Source organism: Brevibacillus sp. WF146, from assembly GCF_001673705.2.
GTDB classification, from domain to species: domain Bacteria; phylum Bacillota; class Bacilli; order Brevibacillales; family Brevibacillaceae; genus Brevibacillus; species Brevibacillus thermoruber.
Genome location: NZ_CP109943.1, coordinates 1141150 through 1165364 on the forward strand (window position 1 = coordinate 1141150; position 24215 = coordinate 1165364).

At 62.0% G+C, this 24215-nt stretch carries 26 protein-coding genes; 22 read left to right on the plus strand and 4 right to left on the minus strand.

Features of this window, described 5'->3' with window-relative positions:
• Nucleotides 1-61: 61 nt before the first annotated feature.
• The 7 genes from A6764_RS05540 to A6764_RS05570 all read left to right on the plus strand — a co-directional run bounded on the left by A6764_RS05540 (nt 62) and on the right by A6764_RS05570 (nt 5358).
• Nucleotides 62-448 carry a VOC family protein gene (locus A6764_RS05540; RefSeq protein WP_253264281.1) on the plus strand — a complete coding sequence of 129 codons (387 nt, stop codon included), beginning with the start codon at nt 62-64 and terminating at the stop codon, nt 446-448.
• A 145-nt stretch (nt 449-593) separates the two neighbouring features.
• Nucleotides 594-1271, plus strand: a complete 678-nt coding sequence (locus A6764_RS05545; RefSeq protein WP_255309676.1) for an NUDIX hydrolase — start codon at nt 594-596, stop codon at nt 1269-1271.
• A gap of 27 nt (nt 1272-1298) precedes the next feature.
• On the plus strand, nt 1299-2378 hold the full coding sequence (locus A6764_RS05550) for an NAD(P)H-dependent flavin oxidoreductase (protein ID WP_264622441.1): 1080 nt from the start codon (nt 1299-1301) through the stop codon (nt 2376-2378).
• Nucleotides 2379-2500: 122 nt separating this feature from the next.
• Nucleotides 2501-3121, plus strand: a complete 621-nt coding sequence (locus A6764_RS05555; RefSeq protein WP_029098516.1) for a hypothetical protein — start codon at nt 2501-2503, stop codon at nt 3119-3121.
• A 124-nt stretch (nt 3122-3245) separates the two neighbouring features.
• Nucleotides 3246-3659 (plus strand): acetyltransferase, encoded by a 414-nt coding sequence (locus tag A6764_RS05560; RefSeq protein WP_065067120.1) that lies wholly within the window; start codon nt 3246-3248, stop codon nt 3657-3659.
• A gap of 108 nt (nt 3660-3767) precedes the next feature.
• On the plus strand, nt 3768-4937 hold the full coding sequence (gene nagA, locus A6764_RS05565) for an N-acetylglucosamine-6-phosphate deacetylase (protein WP_029098518.1): 1170 nt from the start codon (nt 3768-3770) through the stop codon (nt 4935-4937).
• A 151-nt stretch (nt 4938-5088) separates the two neighbouring features.
• Complete coding sequence (locus A6764_RS05570; RefSeq protein WP_029098519.1) at nt 5089-5358, plus strand: DUF5316 domain-containing protein; 270 nt, start codon at nt 5089-5091, stop codon at nt 5356-5358.
• 111 nt (nt 5359-5469) lie between these two features.
• Here A6764_RS05570 and A6764_RS05575 read toward each other — a convergent pair whose 3' ends face one another.
• The gene (locus A6764_RS05575; protein ID WP_065067118.1) at nt 5470-7164 is read right to left on the minus strand and encodes an L-lactate permease; all 1695 of its coding nucleotides are present in this window, start codon (nt 7162-7164) and stop codon (nt 5470-5472) included.
• Nucleotides 7165-7536: 372 nt separating this feature from the next.
• Nucleotides 7537-8223: a FadR/GntR family transcriptional regulator gene (locus tag A6764_RS05580; protein WP_065067117.1), complete on the minus strand. Its 687-nt coding sequence runs from the start codon at nt 8221-8223 to the stop codon at nt 7537-7539.
• A gap of 138 nt (nt 8224-8361) precedes the next feature.
• Here A6764_RS05580 and A6764_RS05585 point away from each other — a divergent pair, with 138 nt between their 5' ends.
• From A6764_RS05585 to rbsB, 10 genes are all read left to right on the plus strand, one after another.
• Nucleotides 8362-9096 (plus strand): (Fe-S)-binding protein, encoded by a 735-nt coding sequence (locus tag A6764_RS05585; protein WP_065067116.1) that lies wholly within the window; start codon nt 8362-8364, stop codon nt 9094-9096.
• Nucleotides 9093-10619: a LutB/LldF family L-lactate oxidation iron-sulfur protein gene (locus A6764_RS05590; protein ID WP_065067115.1), complete on the plus strand. Its 1527-nt coding sequence runs from the start codon at nt 9093-9095 to the stop codon at nt 10617-10619. The genes A6764_RS05585 and A6764_RS05590 overlap by 4 nt, the downstream gene beginning before the upstream one ends.
• A complete protein-coding gene (locus A6764_RS05595) occupies nt 10588-11349 on the plus strand; it encodes a LutC/YkgG family protein (RefSeq protein ID WP_065067114.1) in 762 nt (253 codons plus the stop codon). Before A6764_RS05590 ends, A6764_RS05595 begins: the two co-directional genes overlap by 32 nt.
• A gap of 13 nt (nt 11350-11362) precedes the next feature.
• Entirely contained in the window at nt 11363-11515 is a 153-nt protein-coding gene (locus A6764_RS05600; protein ID WP_264622442.1) for a hypothetical protein, read from the plus strand.
• A gap of 134 nt (nt 11516-11649) precedes the next feature.
• Nucleotides 11650-12654, plus strand: coding sequence for a LacI family DNA-binding transcriptional regulator (locus A6764_RS05605; RefSeq protein ID WP_029098521.1), 1005 nt, complete (start codon nt 11650-11652; stop codon nt 12652-12654).
• Nucleotides 12651-13568: a ribokinase gene (rbsK, locus tag A6764_RS05610; protein ID WP_065067113.1), complete on the plus strand. Its 918-nt coding sequence runs from the start codon at nt 12651-12653 to the stop codon at nt 13566-13568. The genes A6764_RS05605 and rbsK overlap by 4 nt, the downstream gene beginning before the upstream one ends.
• Before the next feature lie 9 nt (nt 13569-13577).
• Nucleotides 13578-13973, plus strand: a complete 396-nt coding sequence (rbsD, locus tag A6764_RS05615; protein WP_044897317.1) for a D-ribose pyranase — start codon at nt 13578-13580, stop codon at nt 13971-13973.
• Nucleotides 13974-14000: 27 nt separating this feature from the next.
• A complete protein-coding gene (locus A6764_RS05620) occupies nt 14001-15509 on the plus strand; it encodes a sugar ABC transporter ATP-binding protein (protein ID WP_065067112.1) in 1509 nt (502 codons plus the stop codon).
• On the plus strand, nt 15499-16425 hold the full coding sequence (locus tag A6764_RS05625) for an ABC transporter permease (protein WP_029098525.1): 927 nt from the start codon (nt 15499-15501) through the stop codon (nt 16423-16425). The genes A6764_RS05620 and A6764_RS05625 overlap by 11 nt, the downstream gene beginning before the upstream one ends.
• A gap of 24 nt (nt 16426-16449) precedes the next feature.
• Entirely contained in the window at nt 16450-17403 is a 954-nt protein-coding gene (gene rbsB, locus A6764_RS05630; protein ID WP_065067110.1) for a ribose ABC transporter substrate-binding protein RbsB, read from the plus strand.
• A 56-nt stretch (nt 17404-17459) separates the two neighbouring features.
• Here the strand turns inward: rbsB and A6764_RS05635 are convergent, their stop codons facing one another.
• Nucleotides 17460-18005, minus strand: a complete 546-nt coding sequence (locus A6764_RS05635; protein ID WP_029098527.1) for a PadR family transcriptional regulator — start codon at nt 18003-18005, stop codon at nt 17460-17462.
• Nucleotides 18006-18192: 187 nt separating this feature from the next.
• Between A6764_RS05635 and A6764_RS05640 the strand changes: the two genes are divergently transcribed.
• Nucleotides 18193-19185, plus strand: a complete 993-nt coding sequence (locus tag A6764_RS05640; RefSeq protein WP_065067109.1) for a YeiH family protein — start codon at nt 18193-18195, stop codon at nt 19183-19185.
• Between the two features lie 7 nt (nt 19186-19192).
• Here A6764_RS05640 and A6764_RS05645 read toward each other — a convergent pair whose 3' ends face one another.
• Nucleotides 19193-20068, minus strand: a complete 876-nt coding sequence (locus A6764_RS05645; protein WP_065067108.1) for a LysR family transcriptional regulator — start codon at nt 20066-20068, stop codon at nt 19193-19195.
• Nucleotides 20069-20352: 284 nt separating this feature from the next.
• Here A6764_RS05645 and A6764_RS05650 point away from each other — a divergent pair, with 284 nt between their 5' ends.
• Genes A6764_RS05650 through A6764_RS05665 form a run of 4 tightly spaced genes read left to right on the plus strand, consistent with a single transcriptional unit; the run spans nt 20353 to nt 24073 of the window.
• Nucleotides 20353-21339, plus strand: a complete 987-nt coding sequence (locus A6764_RS05650; protein WP_029098530.1) for an ABC transporter ATP-binding protein — start codon at nt 20353-20355, stop codon at nt 21337-21339.
• 38 nt (nt 21340-21377) lie between these two features.
• Nucleotides 21378-22187, plus strand: a complete 810-nt coding sequence (locus A6764_RS05655) for an ABC transporter permease (RefSeq protein WP_255309675.1) — start codon at nt 21378-21380, stop codon at nt 22185-22187.
• Nucleotides 22184-22975, plus strand: a complete 792-nt coding sequence (locus A6764_RS05660) for an ABC transporter permease (RefSeq protein ID WP_065067107.1) — start codon at nt 22184-22186, stop codon at nt 22973-22975. The genes A6764_RS05655 and A6764_RS05660 overlap by 4 nt, the downstream gene beginning before the upstream one ends.
• 42 nt (nt 22976-23017) lie before the next feature.
• Complete coding sequence (locus A6764_RS05665; protein WP_065067106.1) at nt 23018-24073, plus strand: ABC transporter substrate-binding protein; 1056 nt, start codon at nt 23018-23020, stop codon at nt 24071-24073.
• Nucleotides 24074-24215 lie beyond the last annotated feature (142 nt).

Here is a 24215-nt window from a genome sequence, read left to right on the forward strand (position 1 = left end):
TTTTGGTAAGCGATGCCCATGCTGCACCGAAAGGGAGTGTCTCTGTAGGGAGGAGGAAGGCATGATGATCGACAGGCTGGATCATCTGGTGTTGACCGTCCGGGATGTGGAGGAGACCTGCCGTTTTTACGAACGGGTGCTGGGGATGAAAGTCGTCACCTTTGGCGGGGGCAGAAAGGCGCTGCAGTTCGGCCGTCAAAAAATCAACCTGCACCAGGCGGGCCAGGAGTTTGAACCAAAGGCGCATCACCCCGTTCCCGGCTCGGCCGACCTCTGCTTGATCGCGTCCGTCCCGCTGGAGGAAGTGATCCGACATCTCCACGACTGCGGAGTTGCGATTGTGGAAGGGCCGGTGGAGCGGACAGGCGCGACAGGGAACATCCTGTCCGTCTATTTCCGCGATCCCGACCACAATCTGCTGGAGGTGTCCCGCTACATAGGGAGTTGACCATCAGGAACGACATGACCGAAACGATGCGGCGGAACAGGCGGAGCCGAGTGAGAGAACGCCTGGGCGTCCGTTTGTTCCCGGCTGGCGGTACAGTGGGGGAGCGAATCTCTCCCAAGCGCCATCATGAAAAGGAGGGCGGCGAGTGAACAGCAAAGAACCGATCCATAACCATTTTCTGTCCGTTGCCGGAATTGCCGACGCGCTGCGGCAGCGCCAGCCCGGCATCATGGGAGAGAAGCGCCTGGGCCGCTTCAGCGTGCTGGTGCCGCTGGTGGAGCGGGAGGACGGAACGTTGGCCGTGCTGTTTGAAAAGCGGGCGCGCACCATGCGGCGGCAGGCTGGCGAAATCTGTTTTCCGGGAGGGCGGGCCGAAGAGGGAGACGTCTCTCCGTGGGAGACGGCCCGGCGCGAGACGAGCGAAGAACTGGGGCTCTCCGCCGAACGCATCCGCCGGCTCGGGACGCTGGATACGGTGGTGACGCCGTTTGCCTGCATCTACCCGTTCGTCGGGCAGATCGACTCGCTTGCGGGCATGTCGCCCAATCCGGCAGAAGTGGAAGAGGTGTTTTGCGTGCCGCTGCAAACGCTTGCCGCCACCCGGCCCGAGGTGTACCCGGTGAAGATGAAGGTGGAGCCGGGAGAGGATTACCCCTATCATCTGATACCGGGCGGCAAACGGTATCCGTGGCGGACCGGCACCGTCCACCACTTGTTTTACCGGGTGGAGGGACGCGTGATCTGGGGACTGACCGCGCGGATTCTGGAACATTTTCTGGAACTCGTGGGCCCGGAAGGCGAAGGTCAATCCGAAAAACGCTGAATCTGATTGGGAAAGGAGCGTATCATCATGTGGCCAACAAACGAGGCAACCAAACGACTGCACGTGCAGTGGCCGATACTCCAGGCCCCGATGGCGGGCGGGGCGACGACACCCGAGCTGGTCGCCGCCGTTTCGAATGCGGGCGGGCTGGGCTCGCTCGGGGCGGGGTACATGAGCGGCGAGCAGATCCGCAGCGCGGTTCGCGCCATCCGTCAATTGACCGACAAACCGTTTGCGGTCAACCTGTTCATCCCGGAGGAGATCACCGGTGACACGCGTCCGGGCGAAAACGTCCGGCGGCTGATGAACGAAGCGCGGCGGCGGCTGGGCATCCCCGAAGACCCGGACGTCGGCCGGTTTGCCGAACCGTTTGAAGAGCAGATGGCGGCGGTGCTGGAGGAGGAAGTGCCTGTGTTCAGCTTCACGTTCGGCATCCTGGAGGAGCGCTGGATGACAGAGCTGAAACGGCGGGGCGTCACGGTGATTGGCACCGCCACCACGGTACGCGAAGGCGTGGCCCTGGAGGCGAGCGGTGTGGACATGGTGGTCGCCCAGGGCAGCGAAGCGGGCGGGCATCGCGGCTCGTTTTTGCCCGATTCCCCCGACAACCTGGTCGGCTTGATGGCCCTGGTGCCGCAGTTGGCGGACAGGCTGAGCGTCCCGGTCATCGCCGCCGGCGGCATTATGGACGGGCGGGGGATCGCCGCCGCGCTGGCGCTGGGAGCGGAGGCCGTCCAGGTGGGAACGGCGTTTCTGGTCTGCACGGAGAGCGGCGCCCATCCGCTGCACAAGCAGGCGATCCTGGAGGCAGGCGACGACCAGACGGCGCTGACAACCGCTTTTTCCGGCAAGCCGGCGCGGGGCGTCTGCAACCGATTCATGCGGGAGATGGCCCCGTACAGGGACGAAGTGCCGCCCTATCCGGTGCAAAACGCCTTGACCCGCGACATCCGGCAGGCGGCGGCGAAACAGCGTGAGCGCGACTACCTGTCGATGTGGGCGGGCCAGGGGGTCGGCCTCTCCCGCCAGATGGACGCGGCCGCGCTGATGCGCAGGCTGGTTGAGGAAACGGAACAGGCGATGGCCCGTTTTGCCGGCCGGTCGTAGAATGGCATCACGGCCGGGGGCGCTGCTGTCGGAGTCTCCCGGGCGTCCCCCCCGCGCGGCGGCGAGCAGCATACGGTCGGACGGGATCATTCGCATTCGGGCGAAGGGAGGGATGGCGAACCGTGGGCATTCCGCTGCGCATCGTCCTGTTTGTGTTGTCGTCGCTCATGCTCCTGGCATGCTCCACTTCCGTGCGGACGCAGCCGGGCATGCTGCGCATCGAACCCGTCGATTTGTTCGCCGGAGAAGACAAAAAATTCAAACCGTTCCTGGGAGTCATGTCGGGGGCGGTCAAGGTGTCCTACGAAGGGAAGAAAGAGGCGATCCGGGCCGTGTTCGAGGTGTGGGAAAACGGCGTCAACACGAAGACAGGGAAAACGTTTGGCGAATTGACCCGCGCGTCCAACCGCAGCAGGTATTACGACGGCCAGTTTCTCATCTCCGTAGCGGAGCCGGACGGGAACCGGGCGGGCAGCTCGCAGTACGTGGTCACGGCCGCTTTTGTCGACGACAAGGGGCACTCCAGCTACCGGACGGAACTGGCCGCCGACCAAAAACATATGGGCAGTGGGCTCATTCAGCTCCACAAAAGCGTACAGGTCTCCGAACAGGAAGAAGCGGCCGTCTGGGGCATGCAGGCGACGGATGAAAACGTCATGTACGTGATGGATTTCTCCCCCGAGCGGCTGAAACAGGCAAAGTGGGCCTTGGTTGTCAAGCTGTCGGCCGTGGATGAAGAATAGAGGATTTCGATGCCGTTCGCCCGCGTGCTGACGGGACCCCGTTGGGAACCTTGCCCGTTTCCCTGTCGGCGCAATATGTGTTCGGCTGGCGGGGTGATTGCGGTACAATAGAGGAGGAACGAGCATGAACGAGATTCGTGTCAGAGCCCTGGTCGAGTCGGACCGGCTGTGGCTGGGCGGCTTTCTCCGCGAACACTGGGGCAGCCCGCACATGGTGTACGGCCACGGTCTGCAGGTGTTTAGCTGTGACGAGCTGCCCGGATTTGTCGCCTTCTGCGGCGAGGAGCCTGTCGGGCTGGTGACCTACTCTGTCGCCGACGGCCAACTGCAGGTGGTTTCGCTGGACAGCGTGCGGGAAGGCATCGGCGTCGGCACCGCCCTGATGCTGGCGGTGGAACGGCGGGGGTACGAGCTGGTTGCCCTCCACCGCAACGCCGTGGAGCAGGCGCGCCGGATCAAGCCGCAAATCCCGGCCGTTGGCAGCGACGGCATTCCGCTGCGCGACGAGATTGAGCTGGAGAAGCGGCTTTCGCCGTAGCCGCGCGGCAGTCCGTCCGAGACAGCCGGCAGATCCTCACGGCCATCGTCCGACCGGGCGGCAGCACGAGACTTGTCACAGGAAAGGCAGCAGATGGAGGGATCGAGGATGAATCAAGCATTTGCCCTGCGGGGAACGGTGGTCACAGGCGGGACGTGCGTGGCGGACGGCCTGGTCGTCGTGGACGGCGGCACAATCGCCTACGCGGGAGCGGCAGCCGGGTACGCCGGACCGCTGCCGGAACGGGTGGAGATGGTGAAGGACGGCTGGATTTGTCCGGGGTTTGTCGACATACACATGCACGGCATCGCCGGCTGCGACACAATGGACGGCACGCCGGAGTCGCTGCAGACGATCTCCCGGGCGCTGGCCCGATTCGGCGTCACTTCGTTTTTGGCGACCACCATGACGGCCTCCTACGCGGAGCTGGAAAAGGCGATCCGCAACATCGCCGAGGTCAGCCGCGCCGGAACGGAAGGAGCGGCCGTCGCGGGCATTCACCTGGAAGGGCCGTGGATTAATCCGCGCTACAAAGGGGCGCAAAACGAGGCCCACATCGTCGCGCCCAAACTGGCGGAGGTGCGCCGGCTGTACGAGCTGGCGGGAGGACTGCTGAAAGTGGTGACGATCGCGCCGGAGCAGCCGGAAGCGCTGGAGGCGATCCGCTGGCTGAAGGAGCAGGGGGTCATCGTCTCCGCCGGGCATACCGGGGCCACGTTTGCCCAGGCGCAGCATGCGGTGGAGTGCGGCGTGCAGCACTTTACCCACTGCTTCAACGCCATGACGGGGCTGCACCACCGCGAGCCGGGGGTGGTCGGAGCGGCGATGGTGCACGAACAGTTGAGCACGGAGCTGATCGCCGACGGGGAGCATGTGCACCCGGCCGTGATGCGCATTTTGTATCGGCTGAAATCGGCCGGCCGCCTGGCCCTGATCAGCGATTCGATGCGGGCGGCGGCGCTCGGCGACGGCGTGTACGACCTGGGCGGCCAGGAAGTGCACGTGCGCGGTACGCAGGCCAAACTGGCGAACGGCACGCTGGCCGGCAGCATTTTGACGCTTAACCGGGCGGTGCAGAACATGGTGACCCTGTGCTGCGTGCCGCTGCCAGAAGCGGTCGCCATGGCGTCGCAGACGCCGGCGGAGATTGTAGGCCTGGGCGGACAAAAAGGGCGCCTGGAGGCGGGGTACGACGCGGACATTACGGTGCTGAACCCGTCGTACGGCGTGGAGGCCACCTATGTGGCGGGCAGGCGGGTGTACCGGGCACAGGCTTGATCAATGGCACTGTCCCGTGGGGCATGGCACCGTCAGCGGGGGACAAGATGCCGTCTGACGCAGCATGAGCGGCATGTGCTGCTGCATCGTCGCAGCAGACCCGACGAGCGAAAGAAAGGGAATGGTACGCAAAAAGGGGGAGGGTGGTCTCGTGAAGTACGCGGTCGTATGTGCCGGGCTTTGGCTGGCCTGTTTGGCGGCCGGACTGTATTTCGGCTATTGGAACGCCTTTGCCGTCGTCGGCGGAGCGGCGTGGCTGTTCGGTGCGGTCTGTTCGGGAGCGCTGCTGAGCGGCGACCGGATCCGCGCCAACCACGCGACGGAAACGGCGGAGGATCGCAAGCAGCGGCTGAAATGGGCGGGACGCTTTTTTCTGATCGGCCTCCCTTTTGTGGTGACGGCCATTTTCCTGTACGGATGACGGCCGTCAGCCTTTCGCGAGCGGTCAGCGGAACACAAGAGAGCGAAGCAGCGCGGTCTGCTTCGCTCTTTTTTCATGCCAAATGCCCAGCCCATCGGCGACGGGAGCGCTTCACGGAATCATCCACGACAGGACATTGGACTGCAGGAAAGTGATCACGCCGACCAGCACCACCAGGATGAGGCTGTGCTTCAGCGTAAAACGGACGAGATCGGCCTCTTTTCCGGCCAACCCGACGGCGGCACAGGCGACCGCGATCGATTGCGGCGAGATCATCTTGCCGGTGACGCCGCCGCTGGTGTTGGCAGCGATCGCCAGAACGGGATCGATTCCCAACTGCGTGGCGGTCACTTTCTGCAAATGTCCGAACAGCAGGTTGGACGAAGTGTCGGAACCGGTGATGAACACGCCGAGCCACCCGAGGAATGGCGCGAAGAATGGGAACAGCACGCCGGTGGAAGCCAGCAGGGTTCCCAGTGTCGTGCTCATGCCGGACGCATTGGCCACGTAAGCAAAAGCGACAACCGAGGCGATGGTTACGATCGGGAACCGCAGTTCGTGTAGCGTTTCGGCGAAGGTGGAAAGCCAGTCCTTCCAGGAAATCCCGACGATGAACTTGGTCACGACGGCGGCGACCAGGATCGACGTGCCGGCGGCCGCCAACAGTTCCAGTTTGAACACGGCGGCAATCGGCTTGCCGGTTGTGTCGATGATCAGCTTGTGCAGGCCGGGGACCTCCGGGGCAAAGGTAAGCCACTTCCCGAGCGGATTGAGCAGGTTCAGCAGGGGATTGCTCCCCTCGTAAGCGCCGAGCAGGGCCTTTTTGACAGGGGGAAGCCCCCAGAGAAAGATGAAGACGGTGAGCACGACAAACGGCGACCACGCCCTGAATACCTGGAAAGAGGAATGCCTCGGGCCGACATGGCCGGATGAAGCGGCAGCGGCGGCCAGCTCGAAGGAGGCCTGCTCGGCGGAAAAGCGAAACACCTGCTTGGGCTTCCAGACTTTCAAAAAGAGCGCCAGCGCGACGATGGAGACGAGCGCGGACAGGATGTCCGGAAGCTCCGGTCCCATGAAGTTGGAGGTGAGGTACTGGGTAAGCGCAAACGAGACGCCGGAGACCAGAATCGCCGGCAGGATCTCCACCGCTTTTTTGACCCCCGCCATGATGACGATCAGGTAAAACGGCACAAAGGCGGAGAGGAACGGAAGCTGCCGCCCGACCATCTTGGAAATCTCCATCGCGGGCACGCCGGTCGGCCCCTCCACGGCGAGGATGGGAATGCCGATCGCGCCAAATGCGACCGGAGCGGTGTTGGCAATCAGACAGAGGCCGGCCGCGTAGAGCGGATGAAAGCCCAGACCGACCAGCAGTGCGGCCGTGATGGCCACCGGCGCGCCAAAGCCGGCCGCCCCCTCCAGAAACGCGCCGAACGAAAAGGCGATCAGGAGCACCTGCAGACGACGGTCTTCCGTAATCGACACGACAGAGGCGCGGATCAAATCAAACTGGCCCGTCTTCACGGTCAGCTTGTACAAAAACACGGCGGAAATGATGATCCAGCCGATCGGCAGGAGGCCGTAAACGGCTCCCTGAACCGACGACATGACAGCCATCCGGACCGGCATGCCGTAGGCCAAAACAGCGACGAGCACGGCCAGGAACAGCGTGGTGATGCCGGCCACGTGCCCTTTCATGCGTTTGATCGCCAAGGCCCAAAAGAAGTACAGAATCGGGACGAGTGCCGCCAGGGCCGAGAGAGCCATACTCCCTCCGAGGGGAGCGACTGCTTGTGTCCACGTCATGGAAAAAACCCCCGTTTCAACATGAGTTCAGCGCAGGGAACGGATCATGTGATAAGGTCACCTGATGAATGGGCGGTAGAGCAGTCCGTTCCGTCACGAGCGAACAGCATACGAACCAAAGAAAGCGTTTGCAATAACGTCAAGGCGAATGACCGGCAGCGCCCTCCTTTCCGGTGGACATGAACGCGAGTGACAAAATTCATCATATGGTAAGGTCATCTGATGAATTTTGTCAGCGGATTACCTCGATTATAAAAAGCTGGAAGAAAAGATTCAAGACAATTTTTTGAATCTTTTGATTGGTCGATCGCTGCAGAATGCGGCACGAGCCCCCGCCCGTCCGGAAAAGGGGCGGAGCTGAGGGCTCGCTGTTCATTTGCTTTCCTTGGTCAGGGGCAGTTCGGACCGCTGCAGGTGTTTGGTCATCAGCTCCATCCCCCGTTTGGCGTCGCGATTTTTGATCGCTTCCACCAGCAGTTTGTGTTCCTCGTACAGTTTCATGGCCGACTCGGTATGCAGCCACAGCTTTCGTATGTCCTGCATCGTGCGAAACAGGGAAGACGCAAAGTTCTCCATCAGCGACTGCAGGATCGGGTTCTGCGTGCTGCGGGCGATGGCCAGGTGGAAGTTGACGTCGTAGAGGTGGCTGATCTCTTCGTTTCCCAGCGCTTCTTTCATCTGCTTGAGAATCCGCTCCAGCTCTTCGATGTTCTCGTCCGTGCGGTTGGCGGCGGCCAGTTCCACGCACCCGATCTCCAGAATCTTGCGCACCTGCATGATCTGCAGCAGTTCCACCTGCGGGTTATTCAGGTGCAGCATCGTCTCCGCCGATTGGAACGGGGGGCTTTTGACAAACGTCCCGCCGCCCTGCCGCGACTCGATCAGCCCCAGCGCCTTGAGGTGGCTCAACGCCTCGCGGATGGTGGAGCGGCTGACGTGGTACTGCTTGGCCAGATTTTCTATCGTATCCAGTTTGTCACCGGGCTTGAGCAGGCCGGATTCAATGATCCGCTGCAATTCCTCGGCGATGATTTCATAGTTTTTTTTATGCAGAAACATCCGGGTACCTCCATGGCAGTGATAATTCCACTCTACACTTTTTTCCTGAATTATGATAGTCTGGTGTAAATTCATCAGATAACCTGACGTATTTAACGGTCAGGCAAACCCAACCGACGAACTGGAGGAGAAGCATGGATGAACGTCTCGCTCTTTGTCACCTGTTTGTCTGATGCCGTCTATCCCCGCGTGGGAGAAGCGGTGGCCCGCCTGTGCGCCAGGTACGGCATCCGGCTCCGCTTTCCCGACGTGCAGACCTGCTGCGGCCAGCCCGCGTTCAACAGCGGGTACTGGGACGCGGCCCGAGATGCGGCCAAGACCATCATCGACGCGTTCGAAGACAGCGACTTCGTGATCGCCCCGTCCGGCTCCTGTGTGGGGATGATTCACCATCACTATCCCGCGCTGTTTCAAGACGACCCGGTCTATTTGCAAAAGGCGGAAGCGCTGATCGAAAAGACACATGAATTTTCGCAGTTTTTTGTCAACGTCCTGGGGGTGACCGATCTGGGGGCGTCGTTTCCGCACACGGTCACGTATCATCCGTCCTGTCACGGAAGCCGTCTGCTCGGCGTCAAGGACGAACCGATTTCCCTGCTGTCCAAGGTGGTGGGGCTTCGGCTCGTTCCGCTGCCCTATGCCGAAGACTGCTGCGGATTCGGCGGGACGTTTTCGGTCAAGCTCCCCGACATTTCGCTTGCGATGGCGGCGGAAAAGGCGGAGCACGTGCTGGAGACGGAGGCCGAGGTCCTGGTCGGAACGGACATGGGCTGCCTGATGAACATCGGGGGACGATTGACGCACGAAGGCAAACACGTGCGGGTGATGCATCTGGCGGAACTCTTGTACGAAGGGGTGAGCAGCAGACGATGAGCGGATATCATACGGCCGATACCTTGAAGGAACGGGCGAAAATCGCGCTGCGCGACCAGTTTCTGCGAAATGCCGTCAAGTTTACCACCGAGAAGCTGCGCACAGGCAAGCAGACGGCGGCGGAGGAACTGGGCAACTGGGAAGCCTGGCGCGAACGCGGGCGGGAGATCAGGCTGCACACGATCGCCCATCTGGATTACTACCTGAGCCAATTTGTCGCAAACCTCAGGGCGGCGGGCGGGTACGTTCACTTCGCGGCGGACGCCAGGGAAGCGGTCGACATCACCATGCGCATCGCCAGGGCGAAACAGGCGAAATCGGTGGTGAAGTCCAAGTCGATGGTGTCCGAAGAACTGCACATCAACCAGGCGCTGGAGGAGAACGGGATCGAAGCGGTGGAGACCGATCTGGGGGAGTACATCATCCAGCTTGCCGGGGAAACGCCGTCCCACATCATCATTCCGGCGATCCACAAGAACAAGAGCCAGGTGGCGCAGCTCTTTTCCCAGGTGGCGGGAACCTCCCTGCCGGCGGAAACGGCGTTTCTGGCCGGATTTGCCCGCGCCAAGTTGAGGGAAAAGTTCCTCGCGGCCGACATCGGCATGACCGGCTGCAACTTCGCCATTGCTGAAAGCGGTTCCATCGTGCTGTTTTCCAACGAAGGGAACGGCAGAATGGTCAGCACCGTGCCCAAGACGCAAATCACCTTCATGGGGATGGAGCGAATCATCCCCTCCTGGGAGGATCTCGAAGTGATGGCGACGCTTTTGCCCCGCTCCGCCACCGGACAGAAACTGACCGTGTACATGTCCGCCATTACCGGTCCGCGGCGCAGCGAAGACGGCGACGGGCCGGAAGAGCTGCACGTCATCATCATCGACAACGGGAGGTCCCGCCAACTGGGCGACCCGGAGTTTCAGGAAGTGCTCAACTGCATCCGCTGCGGCGCCTGCCTCAACGCCTGCCCGGTCTACCGGCACGTGGGCGGCCACGCCTACGGCTGGGTGTACAGCGGGCCGATCGGCGCCGTGCTTACGCCTGTGCTGAACGAAGACCGGGCAAAGTGGGGAGAGGTGGCGAACGCCTCCAGTCTCTGCGGCGCCTGCTATGAAGCGTGTCCGGTCAAAATTCCCCTGCACGACATGCTGGTCTACATCCGGAGAAGAAATGTGGAGAGCGGCCTGACCGCCCCCGCGGAAAGGCTGGGGATGAAGGCGTTTCGATTGGCAGCCTCCAGTCACCACGCGTTTCGGCGAACGATCAAGCTGGGGCGGATCGGACAGGCGGCGCTTCTGCGAAACGGCGTGATCCGCGCCAAGTGGGGCCCGTTCAAGGGATGGAACGCGGGGCGGGTGCTGCCGGGTTTGGCCGAGCAGTCTTTCCGCGAGCGCTGGTCCGCCCTGGAACAGGAGCTGCATGACGAAAGGACGGAGATGAGCGAAGAGATCCGCAAACGGCTGCAGGATCAGCTCGAGCAAAGGAGGAACGCCCATGAACCGCAACCTTTCCCCAAACGGCCGTGAGGAGGAAATCGATCGGCTGCACCGCGAGTCCCTGGAAAAGGAACAGGTGTTCTTCGAGCGGATCGCAGGACGCCTGGGACGGCCGCGGCTCACCGCGCCGCCGCAGCGCACGGTGAAGGGAGCGCCCGATTTTTGGAACGGCTATGCCCTGGACAGGGAGGAAAACATGGCGCTGTTCATGAAAAACTGGGAGAGCCTGGGCGGGATTGCCAAGCGTTTCCCGGACGCTGCTGCCCTCGGGGAATTTCTCGAGGCGTTTGCGGCCGAGACGAACGTGAAGCAGGTGATCCGATCCGATCATCCGCTGTTGGAGGAGATGCGGGTGGACGTCCGCCTGAAGCAGGCCGAGGTTCACGTCTGGCAAAAGGAAACCGGCGAAAGCGGCGGGTACTCGCGCCTGTTGGAAAAAGCGGCCGGCACCGACCTGGGGATCGCCGTCGTTGACTTTGCCATCGCCCATACCGGGACGGTGGTGATCGCCTCCGGGGCGTCCCAGGGCCGCTCGATCAGCCTGCTGCCCACCGCGTTCATGGGCATTGTGAAGGCATCCGCGATCAAGACGAGAATGGGCGAGGTCCTGCTCGAGATCGCCGCATGGAACGGGAACGGGCTGCCGGCGGGCATTCACTTTATCACGGGCCCCAGCCGTTCGGCCGACATCGAGAACGACTTGACGATCGGCGTGCACGGACCGGGGATCGTCTTCGCGCTGGTTCTCGACGACGAATAGGCAAGGTGTATGTGTGGACAGCAAACGGAAGCGGGTGTCTCGGCGGACGCCCGCTTCCCGTTTTTTCGCGCGGCAGGGAGCGGACAAGCTGCGGCCCGCGTCGTCGCCCTGCTTGAACGACGGCCGCGTCGTCCAGTCCGTTTCGGGCGCGGCAGAAAAGTATTGACATCCGCCGATGCACGGGCGTATAGTGTAAGCGAATACATGAAACCGGTTACATATGATTGGAGATTCCGATCATTCATTTTTTTCCAAACATGTGTAACCGGTTACATACCGAAGGACGACGGTGAAGCATGGATGGCGACGATTCGCGATGTAGCCAGACTGGCGGGCGTCTCCGTGGCGACGGTGTCCCGGGTGCTCAACCAAAACGGCTACGTGAACAAGGAAACGGAACAAAAAGTGCGCAAAGCCATCGAGCAGCTCAGGTACGAGCCGAATGCGGTGGCGCGGGGATTGGCCGGCAAACAGACGGGCACGATCGCCCTGATTCTGCCCGACATCACCAACCCGTTTTTTCCCGAGATGGCCCGCGGCGTGGAGGACGCGGCACAGGCGCAGGGGTACACGGTGATTCTGTGCAACTCCGACGACCAGGGGCAGAAGGAAAAGTCTTACATCGAGATGCTCCGCAAAAAGTACGTCGACGGCATCATTTTCGCCTCCAACACCCTGGGGCAGGAAGACGTGGAGCAGATGCGGAGCAGCAACATTCCGCTGGTCGTGCTCGACCGGGCGCCCACTCGGCAGTTGTGCAGCGTAATCCGTTCGCAAAACTACGAGGGGGCCAAACTGGCGGTCCGCCACCTGCTGGACGTGGGGTGCCGGAAAATCGCCCACATCTACGGCCCGCAGGAGCTGATCACGGCGAAAAAACGGCTGCTCGGCTACGAAGAAACGGTGATGCACTTTCCCTGGTACACGCCCAGCCTGATGGTGCCCGGCCACTTCCGCGTGGATGGCGGATTTGCCGCCGTCAAGGAGCTGTGGAAGCGGCATCCGGACGTGGACGGCATTTTCTGCGGCAACGACCTGATGGCGGTCGGCGCGTTGAAAGCGCTGTACCAACTGGGCGTACGAGTGCCGGAGGACGTGGCGCTGATCGGCTTTGACGGCATCGGCCTGACCGAGCTGACCCAGCCGGAGCTGTCCACGGTGGCCCAGCCCATTTACGAGATGGGATCGCTTGCGGCCAAAGTCCTGATGGAAACCATTGAGACCGGCGTGATGGAGGCAAAGCTGTACGAGCTGGAGGTCACCCTCGTCGCGCGGGAATCCACGAAAAGGAGAGCGGAAGCATGAACAAGACCCCTTCGATTGTCGTGATCGGCAGTTTGAACATCGACATCGTGGTGGAAGCGGACCGACCGCCCCAGATGGGCGAAACGGTGTCCGGCAGCCAGGTGCATTTCATCCCCGGCGGCAAAGGGTCCAACCAGGCGGTGGCCGCTGCCCGGCTGGGAGCGCGGACGGCGATGATCGGGGCCGTCGGCGGCGATCCGTTTGGCGCGGAACTGCTGCAATCCCTGCGGCGGGAAGGCATCGAGACAAGCGCGGTCAAAACCGTGAGCGGCTCCCACACCGGTGTCGCCTCGATCCTGCTGTCCCAGGGAGACAACCAGATCATCGTCGTCGCCGGGGCAAACGGACACTGCACCCCGGCCGACATCGACCGGCACCTGGAACGGATCGGGCAGGCGGACGCGGTTCTCCTGCAGTTGGAAATTCCGCTGGAGACGGTCCAGTACGCGGCGCAGACGGCCAAACGGCTCGGCAAGACGGTCGTGCTCAACCCGGCTCCGGCCCGGCCGCTGCCCGACGACCTGCTCCGGCATGTGGACGTGATGATTCCGAACGAGACGGAGCTGTACCTCTTGGCCGAAGCGGACGAACGCACCGAGCTTGCCGATGCGATGCGCCGCCTGCAGGACAAAGGGGTGCGGACCATCGTCACCACGCTCGGCGCCCGGGGAGCCGCGTATCTGATGGAAGACGGGACGTTCGGCCGCGTTGCCGGCCACAAGGTGGACGTGGTCGATACGACAGGAGCGGGAGACGCGTTCAACGCCGGTTTTGCCTATGCGCTGGCAGCGGGAGAGACGGTGCCCGCGGCGGTGGTGTTTGCCGTCAAGGTGGGGGCGTTGGCCGTCACCAGGCTGGGGGCGCACGCAGGCATGCCGACGCTCGCGCAGGTGCGGGAATTTGCCGCAGAGTAGGAGGACGCGATGAAAAAACAGGGGATTCTCAACAGTGAACTATCGGCGCTGATCAGCAGGCTGGGACACACGGACCGGATCGTCATCTGCGACGCCGGCCTGCCGATCCCGGAATTCGTTCCGCGCATTGATCTGGCCGTGGTGCCGGGACTGCCGTCGTTCTTTGACGTGCTGAAGGCGGTCCTGCTCGAAATGCAGGTGGAGCGGGTGATCTACGCGGAGGAATGGCAGCGGGTCAACCCGCAGGCCGTCCAGCGGCTGGAAGCGGAACTGCCCGGCGCCGAACGGGACATCGTCAGCCACGAAGCGTTCAAGCAGTTGACCAGGGAAGCCAGGGCGGTGATCCGTACGGGCGAGTGCACGCCGTACGCCAACGTGATCCTGCAGGCAGGCGTCATCTTCTAAAGCGCGAGGCGAAGGGAGGGAGAGCGCATGAGTGACTACTTGTTGGAGATGAAGGAGATCAGCAAGTCGTTCCCCGGGGTAAAGGTGCTGGACGGCGTTCAGCTCAACCTGAAACACGGCGAAGTGCTGGCGCTGATGGGCGAAAACGGGGCGGGCAAATCCACCCTGATGAAAATTCTCGGCGGCATCTACCAGCGGGACGGCGGCACGATTGTCGTCAAGGGGCAGACGCAGGAGAACATGACCCCCGACATCGCCGCCAAACGGGGCATCGCCATCATCCACCAGGAGCTGAACCTGATCCCGCACCTGTCCGTCATGGAAAACATCTTTCTCGGCCGCGAGTTTACCTACGGCAAAAGCGGGTTCGTCAACTGGTCCCGGATGCGGACGGAAGCGAAGCGCTGGCTGGAGCAGCTGGCGATCGACCTGGACCCGGCGACGCCGGTGAGCGAACTGTCCGTCGGGCAGCAGCAGATGATCGAAATTGCCAAAGCGCTGTCGATGCAGGCGGACATCCTGGTGCTGGACGAACCGACGGCGGCGCTGACCAACCGGGAGATCGACGCCCTCTTTGACGTGATTGCCGCCCTCAAACGGAAAGGTGTGGGCATGATCTACATTTCCCACCGCATGGAGGAGATTTTCCAGATCAGCGACCGGATCACGGTGCTGCGGGACGGCAGGTACGTGGGAACGGTGAGGACGGCTGAGACCAGCCTGGATGAACTGGTAAAAATGATGGTCGGCCGGGAAATCACGGATCGCTTCCCAAAGGTGGAAGTGAAGCCGGGCGAGGAACGGCTCCGCGTGGAGAATCTCACCGTTCGCGGCAAGCTGTCCGGCATCTCCTTTTCCGTGCGAAGCGGCGAGATTGTCGGCGTGGCCGGCTTGATGGGCGCAGGGCGCACCGAGATGGCCAAGGCGCTGTTCGGCGCGGAACGGATCGACGGCGGCGCAATTTTCGTCGACGGCAAGCCGGTCCGCATCAGCCAGCCGATCGACGCCATCCGGGCGGGGATCGCGCTGGTGACGGAGGACCGCAAAGAAGAGGGGCTGGTACTGCCGCTCTCGGTGCGGGAAAACATCGCGCTGCCCAATCTGGCGAAGCTCTCGTCGCTGGGCGTGATGAACCGGCGGGCGGAGCAGGCGTTGAGCGACGAGACGATTCGGCGGCTGCTGATCAAGACAGCCGGCGGGGAACAGGCGGCCGGCTCGCTCTCCGGCGGCAATCAGCAAAAAGTGGTGATCGGCAAATGGCTGGCCACCCAGCCGAAGATTTTGATCCTGGACGAACCGACCCGTGGCGTCGACATCGGGGCGAAAAAAGAGATTTACGACATCATGAACCGCCTGGCTCAGGAAGGCGTGGCCATCCTGATGATTTCCTCCGAACTGCCGGAGGTGCTGGGGATGAGCGACCGGGTGCTGGTCATGCACGAGGGGCGCATCACCGGATCGTTTTCGCGGGCGGAAGCGACACAGGAATTGATCATGCATGCGGCGACGGGAGGGACGAACACCCATGCGGTTTAACCTATTGCAGCGAATGGGCCCGCTCCTCGGGCTGGCCTTGATTGTCATCGTACTGTCCGTGATCAGCGACGACTTTTTGACCGTCAGCAACATCTTCAACGTGCTGCGGCAGATCTCCATCAACGCCCTGATCGCGTTCGGGATGACCTTTGTCATCCTGACGGGCGGCATCGACCTGTCCGTTGGCTCCATTCTGGCGCTCTCCAGCGCCATTACGGCCGGCTTGATGGCCGGCGGGATGGACACGACGCTGGCGGTCCTGATCGGCCTGCTGGCCGGCATGGCGATGGGAGCCGTCAACGGCCTCATCATCGCCAAGGGAAGAGTCGCCCCGTTTATCGCCACGCTGGCGACGATGACCGTGTTTCGCGGGCTGACGCTGGTCTATACGGAAGGAAAGCCGATCACCGGCCTGCATCCCGATTTTGCCATGCTGGGGAAAGGCTTTTTCCTGGAGATTCCGATGCCGGTCATCTGGATGCTGATCTCCTTTGCCGTGCTGTACTTCATCCTGCGCCACACGACGTTCGGGCGTCACGTCTACGCGCTCGGCAGCAACGAGGAAGCGACCAGGCTGTCCGGCATCAGCACGACCCGGGTGAAGGTATGGGTCTACACGATCAGCGGCCTGTTTGCCGCCCTGAGCGGAATCATCCTGGCCTCCCGCCTCAACTCGGCGCAGCCGACGGCGGGGACCGCGTACGAACTGGATGCGATTGCCGCCGTTGTGCTGGGCGGAACCAGTCTGGCCGGCGGCCGCGGCTGGATCGTCGGCACCCTGATCGGGGCGATGATCATCGGTGTGTTGGACAACGGTCTCAATCTGCTCAATGTCTCCTCTTTCTACCAGTCGGTGGTCAAAGGGGCGGTCATTCTCGTGGCGGTATTGCTCGACCGGTCTAAATCCCATAAATAACTACCGTTTAGGAGGAAGGTACCCATGAAAACGTTTCTGAAGATGGCGTTGGCTTCGTCCCTCGTGCTGGCGGCGCTGGCCGGCTGCTCCACGTCGTCCAGTCTGGAAAACAAGGCGCCGGAACAGTCGTCCCAAGGCGGCTCCGGCGCTGCGGCAGACGGCAAGGTCACCATCGGTCTGGCCGTGTCCACGCTGAACAACCCGTTCTTTGTCACGCTCAAGGAAGGAGCGGAAAAGGCGGCAGACGAGGCAGGCGCAAAGCTGATCGTCGTCGACGCGCAGGATGACACCGCCAAGCAGATCAGCGGCGTGGAAGACCTGATCCAGAAAAAAGTGGACGTCATCTTGATCAACCCGACGGACAGCGCCGCCATCACCACCGCAGTGGAAGCGGCCAACAAGGCCAACATTCCGGTGATCACCGTCGACCGCGCGGCGGAAGGCGGACAGGTCGTGTCCCACATCGCCTCCGACAACGAAAAAGGGGGCAGAATGGCGGGCGAGTTCATTCTGGAGAAGCTGGGCGGCAAGGGCAACATCGTCGAGCTGCAGGGCATCGCCGGCACCTCCGCGGCCCGCGACCGCGGCAAAGGGTTCCACGAAGCCGTCGACAACAAGGACGGCGTAAAGGTAGTGGCCCAGCAGCCGGCTGACTTTGACCGCGCCAAAGGGTTGAGCGTCATGGAAAACATTCTGCAGGGCAACAAGGACATCCAGGCCGTCTTCGCCCACAACGACGAGATGGCGCTGGGCGCGCTGCAGGCGATTGAAGCGGCGGGCAAACAGATCCTGGTGGTCGGCTTTGACGCTACCGACGATGCTGTCAAAGCGGTCAACGAGGGCAAAATGGCGGCAACCGTGGCGCAAAAACCGGCTGCCATCGGGGAGACGGCCGTGCAAACGGCGATCAAAGTGGCCAAAGGGGAAAACGTGGACAGCTTCATCCCGGTCGATCTGGAACTGGTGACGAAAAAGTAACACCCAAGAATGAGCCTCCTGCCTGTGCGGCGGGAGGTTTTTTGCGCATATGTGGGTTAGGTCCGGGGTTTGTCCAAAAGGTCCATCACCCAGCGGCACCACTCCATTTCCTCGCGCATGCTGCTGATGCCGCGGCGGATCAAAATGTATTCGCCAAAGGAGGGAGTGCGGGGGTCTTGCGGCAGGCCGTCGCAGGCCTTCTCCAGCTCTCGTAAAAAGGTCTCAAACATTTGCAGCTGCTCCCGGCAGTGCGCTTCCCGCTCGGCAAACAGGTGCCGGGCCGACTCCGCGTCTGTCAGCCACAGGCAGTACGACTTGAGAAACAGCTCGTCGCGAAACACCGGCTCCGAAGTCGGTTCCGCCAGCCACTCCCGCAGAGCCGTGCGTCCCTTTTCGGTAATCGAATACACTTTTTTGTCCGGCCGGTCCGTCTGGTGCACGCGGGTAAATTCCACATACCCCTCCTGCTCCATTTTGGCCAGCAGGGGGTAGATCTGGCTGTGCTTGGCCTGCCAAAACGGTTGAAGCTGCAGCATCAAGTCATAACCGGAGCTGGGCGTGCGCGCCACCAGCCCGAGCAGTCCGTACGCAAGCGTATTCACGTCGTTGCCTCCTGTCATCGTTGAGCTTGAGACTATTATAGGTAGAGATGGAAGCGGTTTCAACTCGACCCGGTCGCCCGCCGCCATAACCGAACGTAATCGCGGCCATCAACCATTCGTATTTTTCCTTTCCGGCATCCGACGGTAGAGTAGAGAAGGAGATCATACCGAGAGAGGACCGATCATCATGAGGAAGTACGTACACGGGCTGCTGCTCACGCTGGGGCTTGCCCTGACGGCGCAGGTGCTGGCCCGCGTGCCCGTTCTCTCCATCGTCGGCCCGCTGGTGATCGCCATCCTGTTGGGCATGGCGTGGCGCGCGGCGCGGGGAGTAACAGCGGGCGCCGTCCCGGGCATCGATTTTTCCGGCAGGATCCTGCTGCGGACGGGGATTGTGCTCTTGGGGATGCGCCTCCACCTGGGGGACGTCGTCCAGGCGGGCGCCGGCAGTGTGGCCATTGCGCTGGCCGACATCGTCTTCGGACTGCTGGTCGTCTACGGCTTGTGCCGCTGGTTGGGAGTGGAGACGCGGATCGGCATGCTGACCGCCTGCGGCACGGCCATCTGCGGGGCGGCCGCTGTCGGGGCAGTCGGTTCGCAGATCAACGCCAGGCAGGAAGAAGTGGCCGTCAGTACGGGGATTGTCGCCCTGCTGGGAACGGGCTTTACGGTCGTCTACACGCTGGTCTACCCGTTTTTGGGCTTGAGCAGCGAATTGTACGGGCTGTTTTCCGGGGCGACGCTGCATGAAATCGCGCACGTGCTGGCGGCGGCAGCCCCGGCGGGCAGCGCTGCGCTCGATGTGGCCGTGGTCGCCAAGCTGACGCGGGTGGCGCTGCTCGTTCCCGTCGCGCTGTTGATCGGCTGGTGGGCCGCCCGGCAGGAGTGGGAGGAACAGGGCGAAGGGTGGAAAAAGGTGACGCTGCCCTGGTTTCTCTTTGGGTTCCTGGCGGCAAGCGGCGTCCATTCGCTGGGCATCGTGCCCGCCGACTGGGCGGATCGGCTCGTGCGGCTGGCGTACCTGTTGATGGCAATGGCCATGGCCGGACTGGGACTGAATGCGGATCCGGGTGCCTTCCGCCGTCACGGGACCAGGGCCCTGACCGCCGGACTGGCCGGCTCCGTGCTGCTCTCCCTGTTCGGTTACGGGCTGGTCCGGCTGTTGGCATACATTCAGTAGAATCGGGCTACAGCGTTTTTACCCTGTCGAGAAACACCTGCAGCGCCCTGCTGGCCGGTTCGCCGGCTGGCTTCAGCACGCAGAAGTCACGAGAAAAACGCTGTTTGGCCATGGGAATCACGGCCAGTTCGTCGCTGGCCAGCTCCTTGTCGACGATCAGCCGGGAGAGCAGGGCGATCCCCAGTCCGGCCGCCACCGCCTCCTTTACACCCTGGCTGCTGCTGAACACGTACGAATGGGCGACCCGCAGCTCCCACTGCCGGATCAGCCTGTCGCTGTAGGCGCGCGTCCCGGAACCGCTCTCCCGGAAGATCCACACCTGATCGTGCAGGTGGTCGACGGACACGCTTCTCAGCCGGGTCAGCGGGTGATCGACGGCGGCGACCAGCACCAGTTCGTCCTTGTAAAACGGCTCCACGTGCAGATCGGATGGCGGCACGTCCCCTTCCACCAGCCCCACGTCCAGTTCGTTGGCGCGGACCGCCTGGTTGATCTGCTCCGTGTTGGCGATGGTCACTTCCGCCGCCACCGACGGATAGCGGGCGGCGTATTCCGCCAGCAGCTTGGGCAGCAGGTATTCACCGATGGTAAAGCTGGCGCCGATCTTCAACAGGCCGCTGACGGTCCCCTGAAGCTGCTGGATCTCCTGCTGCGCCTCCTGGTAGAGCGAGAGAATCTGCTTGGCCTTGCGGTAAAACAGCTCACCCGCCTGGGTGGGCTTTACCTGTTTGGGGGTGCGGTGAAACAGCTTCGCGCCCAGCTCCGCTTCGATGTGCCGCACGTGCACGCTGACCCCGGGCTGGGAGAGGTGAAGCAGCGCGGCTGCGCGGGAAAAGCTTTTTTGTTCGTAGACGGTGACGAACAGCTTGAACGCTTCCAACATGTATAAAAGCCCCCCTGATCATCGGTCTGTATTCTCCTTGTAGCATACAGGCAGCGCCGCACGGTTGTCCAAGCCTGTTTGGTCGACAGCGGCGGAAAAAGCGACCGGACGCGCATCGCACAGCTCCTCGCCCGGCCCCAGCCACCATCGCGCCGAAACCCGCATAACCCGCTCGGAAAAATTTGATCGACAGGAGTCTCCACCTGTTTACAAAACGTGTCATCCACGATATATTTACCTAGATTGGTTATGAGTATTTTGACATATGGTGAGAAGATGACCAGATGAAAACGATCATTGCCCTGGAGTCAATTGAAAAGCACTTTTCCGGTTCCGTGGTGATTCCTCCCCTGTCCCTTTCCATCGCTGAAGGGGAATTTCTGACGCTGCTGGGGCCGAGCGGCTGCGGCAAAACGACACTGCTGCGCATGATCGCCGGTTTTGAGGAGCCGACGGCCGGGGAGATCTTTCTGGACGGGAAGCCGTTGACCAACGTTCCCCCCTACAGGCGCGACATGAACATGGTGTTCCAGCAGTACGCCCTGTTTCCGCACATGACGGTGGAAGAGAACATCCTGTTCGGCTTGAAAATGAAGAAAGTGCCTGCGGCCGAACAGCAGCGGCGGCTGGAAGAAGTCCTGCAGTACACGCATCTCGCCGAGCTGCGCAAGCGGACGCCGAAGCAGTTGTCCGGCGGGCAGCAGCAGCGGGTGGCCATCGCCCGGGCGATCGTCAACAACCCGAAGGTGCTGCTTTTGGACGAGCCGTTGGGGGCGCTGGACTATCAACTGCGCAAAAGCCTGCAGTTGGAATTGAAAAATTTGCAGAAAAATTTAGGCATTACCTTTGTCTACGTGACGCACGACCAGGAAGAGGCGATGGCCATGTCCGACCGGATCGCGGTCATGAACAAGGGGCGGATCGAGCAGATCGCCTCGCCGGCTGAGATTTACAACCATCCGCGCACCCTGTTTGTCGCCACGTTTATCGGCGAAAACAACATCTTCCGCAGCGGCGACGCCAGCATTGCCGTCCGGCCGGAGAAAATCAGGCTGTATCCGCTTGAAGTGGAGCCGGATAAGCACCGCATGACCGGCCAGATCACGGACATGGTGTTTCTCGGCAACCTGCGCAAGCTGTACATTCGGCTGTACGATGAGGACATGACCGTGCTGGCCCACGAATACGCCGGCGACAGCCGCGGCTGGCGAGCGGGCGATCAAGTGGCGATCGGATGGGCGCCCGAGGACGAGGTGACGCTCCGGTGCTGACCACCAAACGGCTCAAGCTCTTGGCGCTGCCGGCCCTCATGTGGCTGGGGGCGCTCTTCGTCCTGCCGCTGCTGATGATCGCCGCCCTTTCCTTTTTGAAGCGCGGCACTTACGGCCAGATCGTGTATCAGGGGACGCTGGACAACTACGCGCGCATCATCGATCCGCTGTACGGAGACATCTTCCTGGACACGCTGGCCGTTTCCGTGCTGACGACGTTCATCTCGCTCGTCTGCGGCTACCCGCTGGCGTACCACATCTCGCGCTTGCGGCGGTCGGCCCAGCAGGTCTGGCTGCTCTTGGTCATGATTCCGTTTTGGATCAATTTTCTCGTTCGCTCGTACGCCTGGGTGATCATCCTGCGCTCGCAGGGCGTGGTCAACACTGTGCTGCAGTCGCTCGGCCTGATCGACGAACCGCTGCCGCTCTTGTACAACTCCGGCTCGGTGCTGCTGGGGATGGTCTACACCCTGCTGCCGTTCATGGTGCTGCCGATCTACGTCTCGCTGGAGCAGATGGACCGGCGCAAGCTGGAGGCGGCGTACGACCTGGGCGCGACGCCGTGGAAAGCCTTTTGGCACGTCACCCTGCCGATGACCAAGTCGGGCGTGGTCACCGGTTCCATTCTGGTCTTCGTGTCGTCCATCGGGATGTTCGTCGTGCCTGACGTGATGGGCGGAGCGAAATCGGCCCTGATCGGCAACGTCATCCAGAACCAGTTCCTCTCCGCCCGCGACTGGCCGTTTGGCTCGGCGCTCTCGATCGTCCTGATGCTTTTGTCGATGCTTTTGATCTTCCTCTACTACCGGGCCGCCAACGCGGCCGGGGCGAAGGAGGGAGCGGCATGAACACCTGGCGGCGCCGAGCGCTTTCCGGTTATTCCTGGGCGATGCTGGTCTTTTTGTACCTGCCGATCGCCATCCTGATGCTGTATTCGTTCAACCAGTCGCGCATCAACGCCGTCTGGAGCGGGTTCACGTGGAAATGGTACGTCTCTTTGTTTGAAAACCGGCAGGTGATGGAGGCGCTGGGCAACAGCGTGACCATCGCGCTGATCAGCAGCGTGCTGGCAACGCTCCTGGGCACGGCGGCGGCGCTGGCGATGAAGCACTTCTCGCTCCGCTGGCGCAGCATCGTCCATGCCCTGATCTACCTGCCGATCGTCATCCCGGAAATCATGATGGGGCTGTCGCTGCTGGTGCTGTTCAGCCAACTGCACATCGAGCTGGGCAAAGCGACGCTGGTGATGGCGCATGTCACCTTCAGCATGCCGTTTGTGATGGTGATCATCGCGGCGCGGCTGGCCGACATGGGCAGCGAACTGGAAGAGGCGGCGCAGGATCTGGGCGCTACGCCCTGGGAGACGCTGCGCCATGTGACCCTGCCGCTGATCTCGCCCAGCATTCTCGCCGGGTTTCTCATGTCCTTTACGCTTTCGCTGGACGACTTTATCATCTCGTTCTTTGTTGCGGGCCCCAACTCGACGACGCTGCCGCTGTACATCTACGGCCTGGTCAAACGGGGCGTGTCGCCGGAGGTAAACGCGCTCTCCACGCTGCTGATCGCCTGCACGGTGCTGCTGGTGGTCGTCGCCGAGCTGCTTCGGCGCAAGGACTCCAAATCCATTACGTTGTAACCAGGACCCAAACATCCGTTTACGGGAGGTTGAAATCGTCACATGAAAGTGCTGAAGTCCCTGTTGATCGGCGCAATGTCCGCCGCCCTCGCCTTTTCCGCCGTCGGCTGCTCCTCTTCGCAGCAGGAGGAGCAGGTGCTGAACATCTACAGTTGGGCCGACAATTTTAACCCGGATGTGATCAAAGAGTTTGAGCAGAAGTACAACGTCAAGGTAAACTACGACGTGTACGGCAGCAACGAGGAGATGCTGGCCAAGATCCAGGCGGGCGCTTCCGGCTACGACCTGATCCAGCCGTCCGACTACATGGTGGGAACGATGATCCAGCTCGGCCTGCTGGAAGAGCTGAACAAGGAGAACATTCCCAACCTGAAGAACATCGTCTCCACGTTCCAGACGCCGCCGTTTGACCCGGGCAGCAAGTATTCCATCGTGTACACCTGGGGCATCACGGGGATCGCCTACAACAAGAAGTACGTGAAAGAGCCGATCACGAGCTGGCAGGACCTGTGGAACCCCGCGTACAAGGGGCGCGTGATCCTGCTGAACGACCCGCGCGAAGTCCTGGGCATGGCGCTGATCAAAAACGGCTTCTCCAACAGCACCAAGGACAAGGGCGAACTGGAAAAGGCGTTCAAGGATCTGAAGGGCCTTTTGCCCAGCGTGATCGCGTTTGACACGGACAACATCAAGCAGAAGATGATCGCCGAAGAAGCGTGGATCGGCACCGTCTGGTCCGGCGACGCGTCGTTTATCAACGCCCAAAACAAGGACGTCGCGTACGTCATCCCGAAAGAGGGCGCCACGATCTGGGCGGACACGCTGGCCATTCCCAAAGGAGCCAAGCACAAGGACCTGGCGGAGAAGTTCATCAACTACCTGATGGACCCGGAAGTCAGCGTGAAAAACTACGAGTTCATCGGCTACAGCAACCCGAACGAAAAGGCGTACCCGCTGCACAGCGAAGCGTACCGCTCCAACAAGATGATCTTCCTGGACAAAGCGGACATCGACCGGGCCGAATGGCTCGTCGACGTGGGCGACACGCTGCAGGAGTACGACCGATACTGGACCGAACTGAAGAGCGGCCGTGAATAAGCGCAGTCCCGTTCCACCGCACGCATGGCGGCGGCGGGACGCGTGCATCCGGCCCGGCAGCGGGGACATCTCCCGTGTGCCGGGCCGTTTTTTTTCGGCGCACATCGCAATCCGCTCGTGACGTCCGGAATCTCCGGGGAGG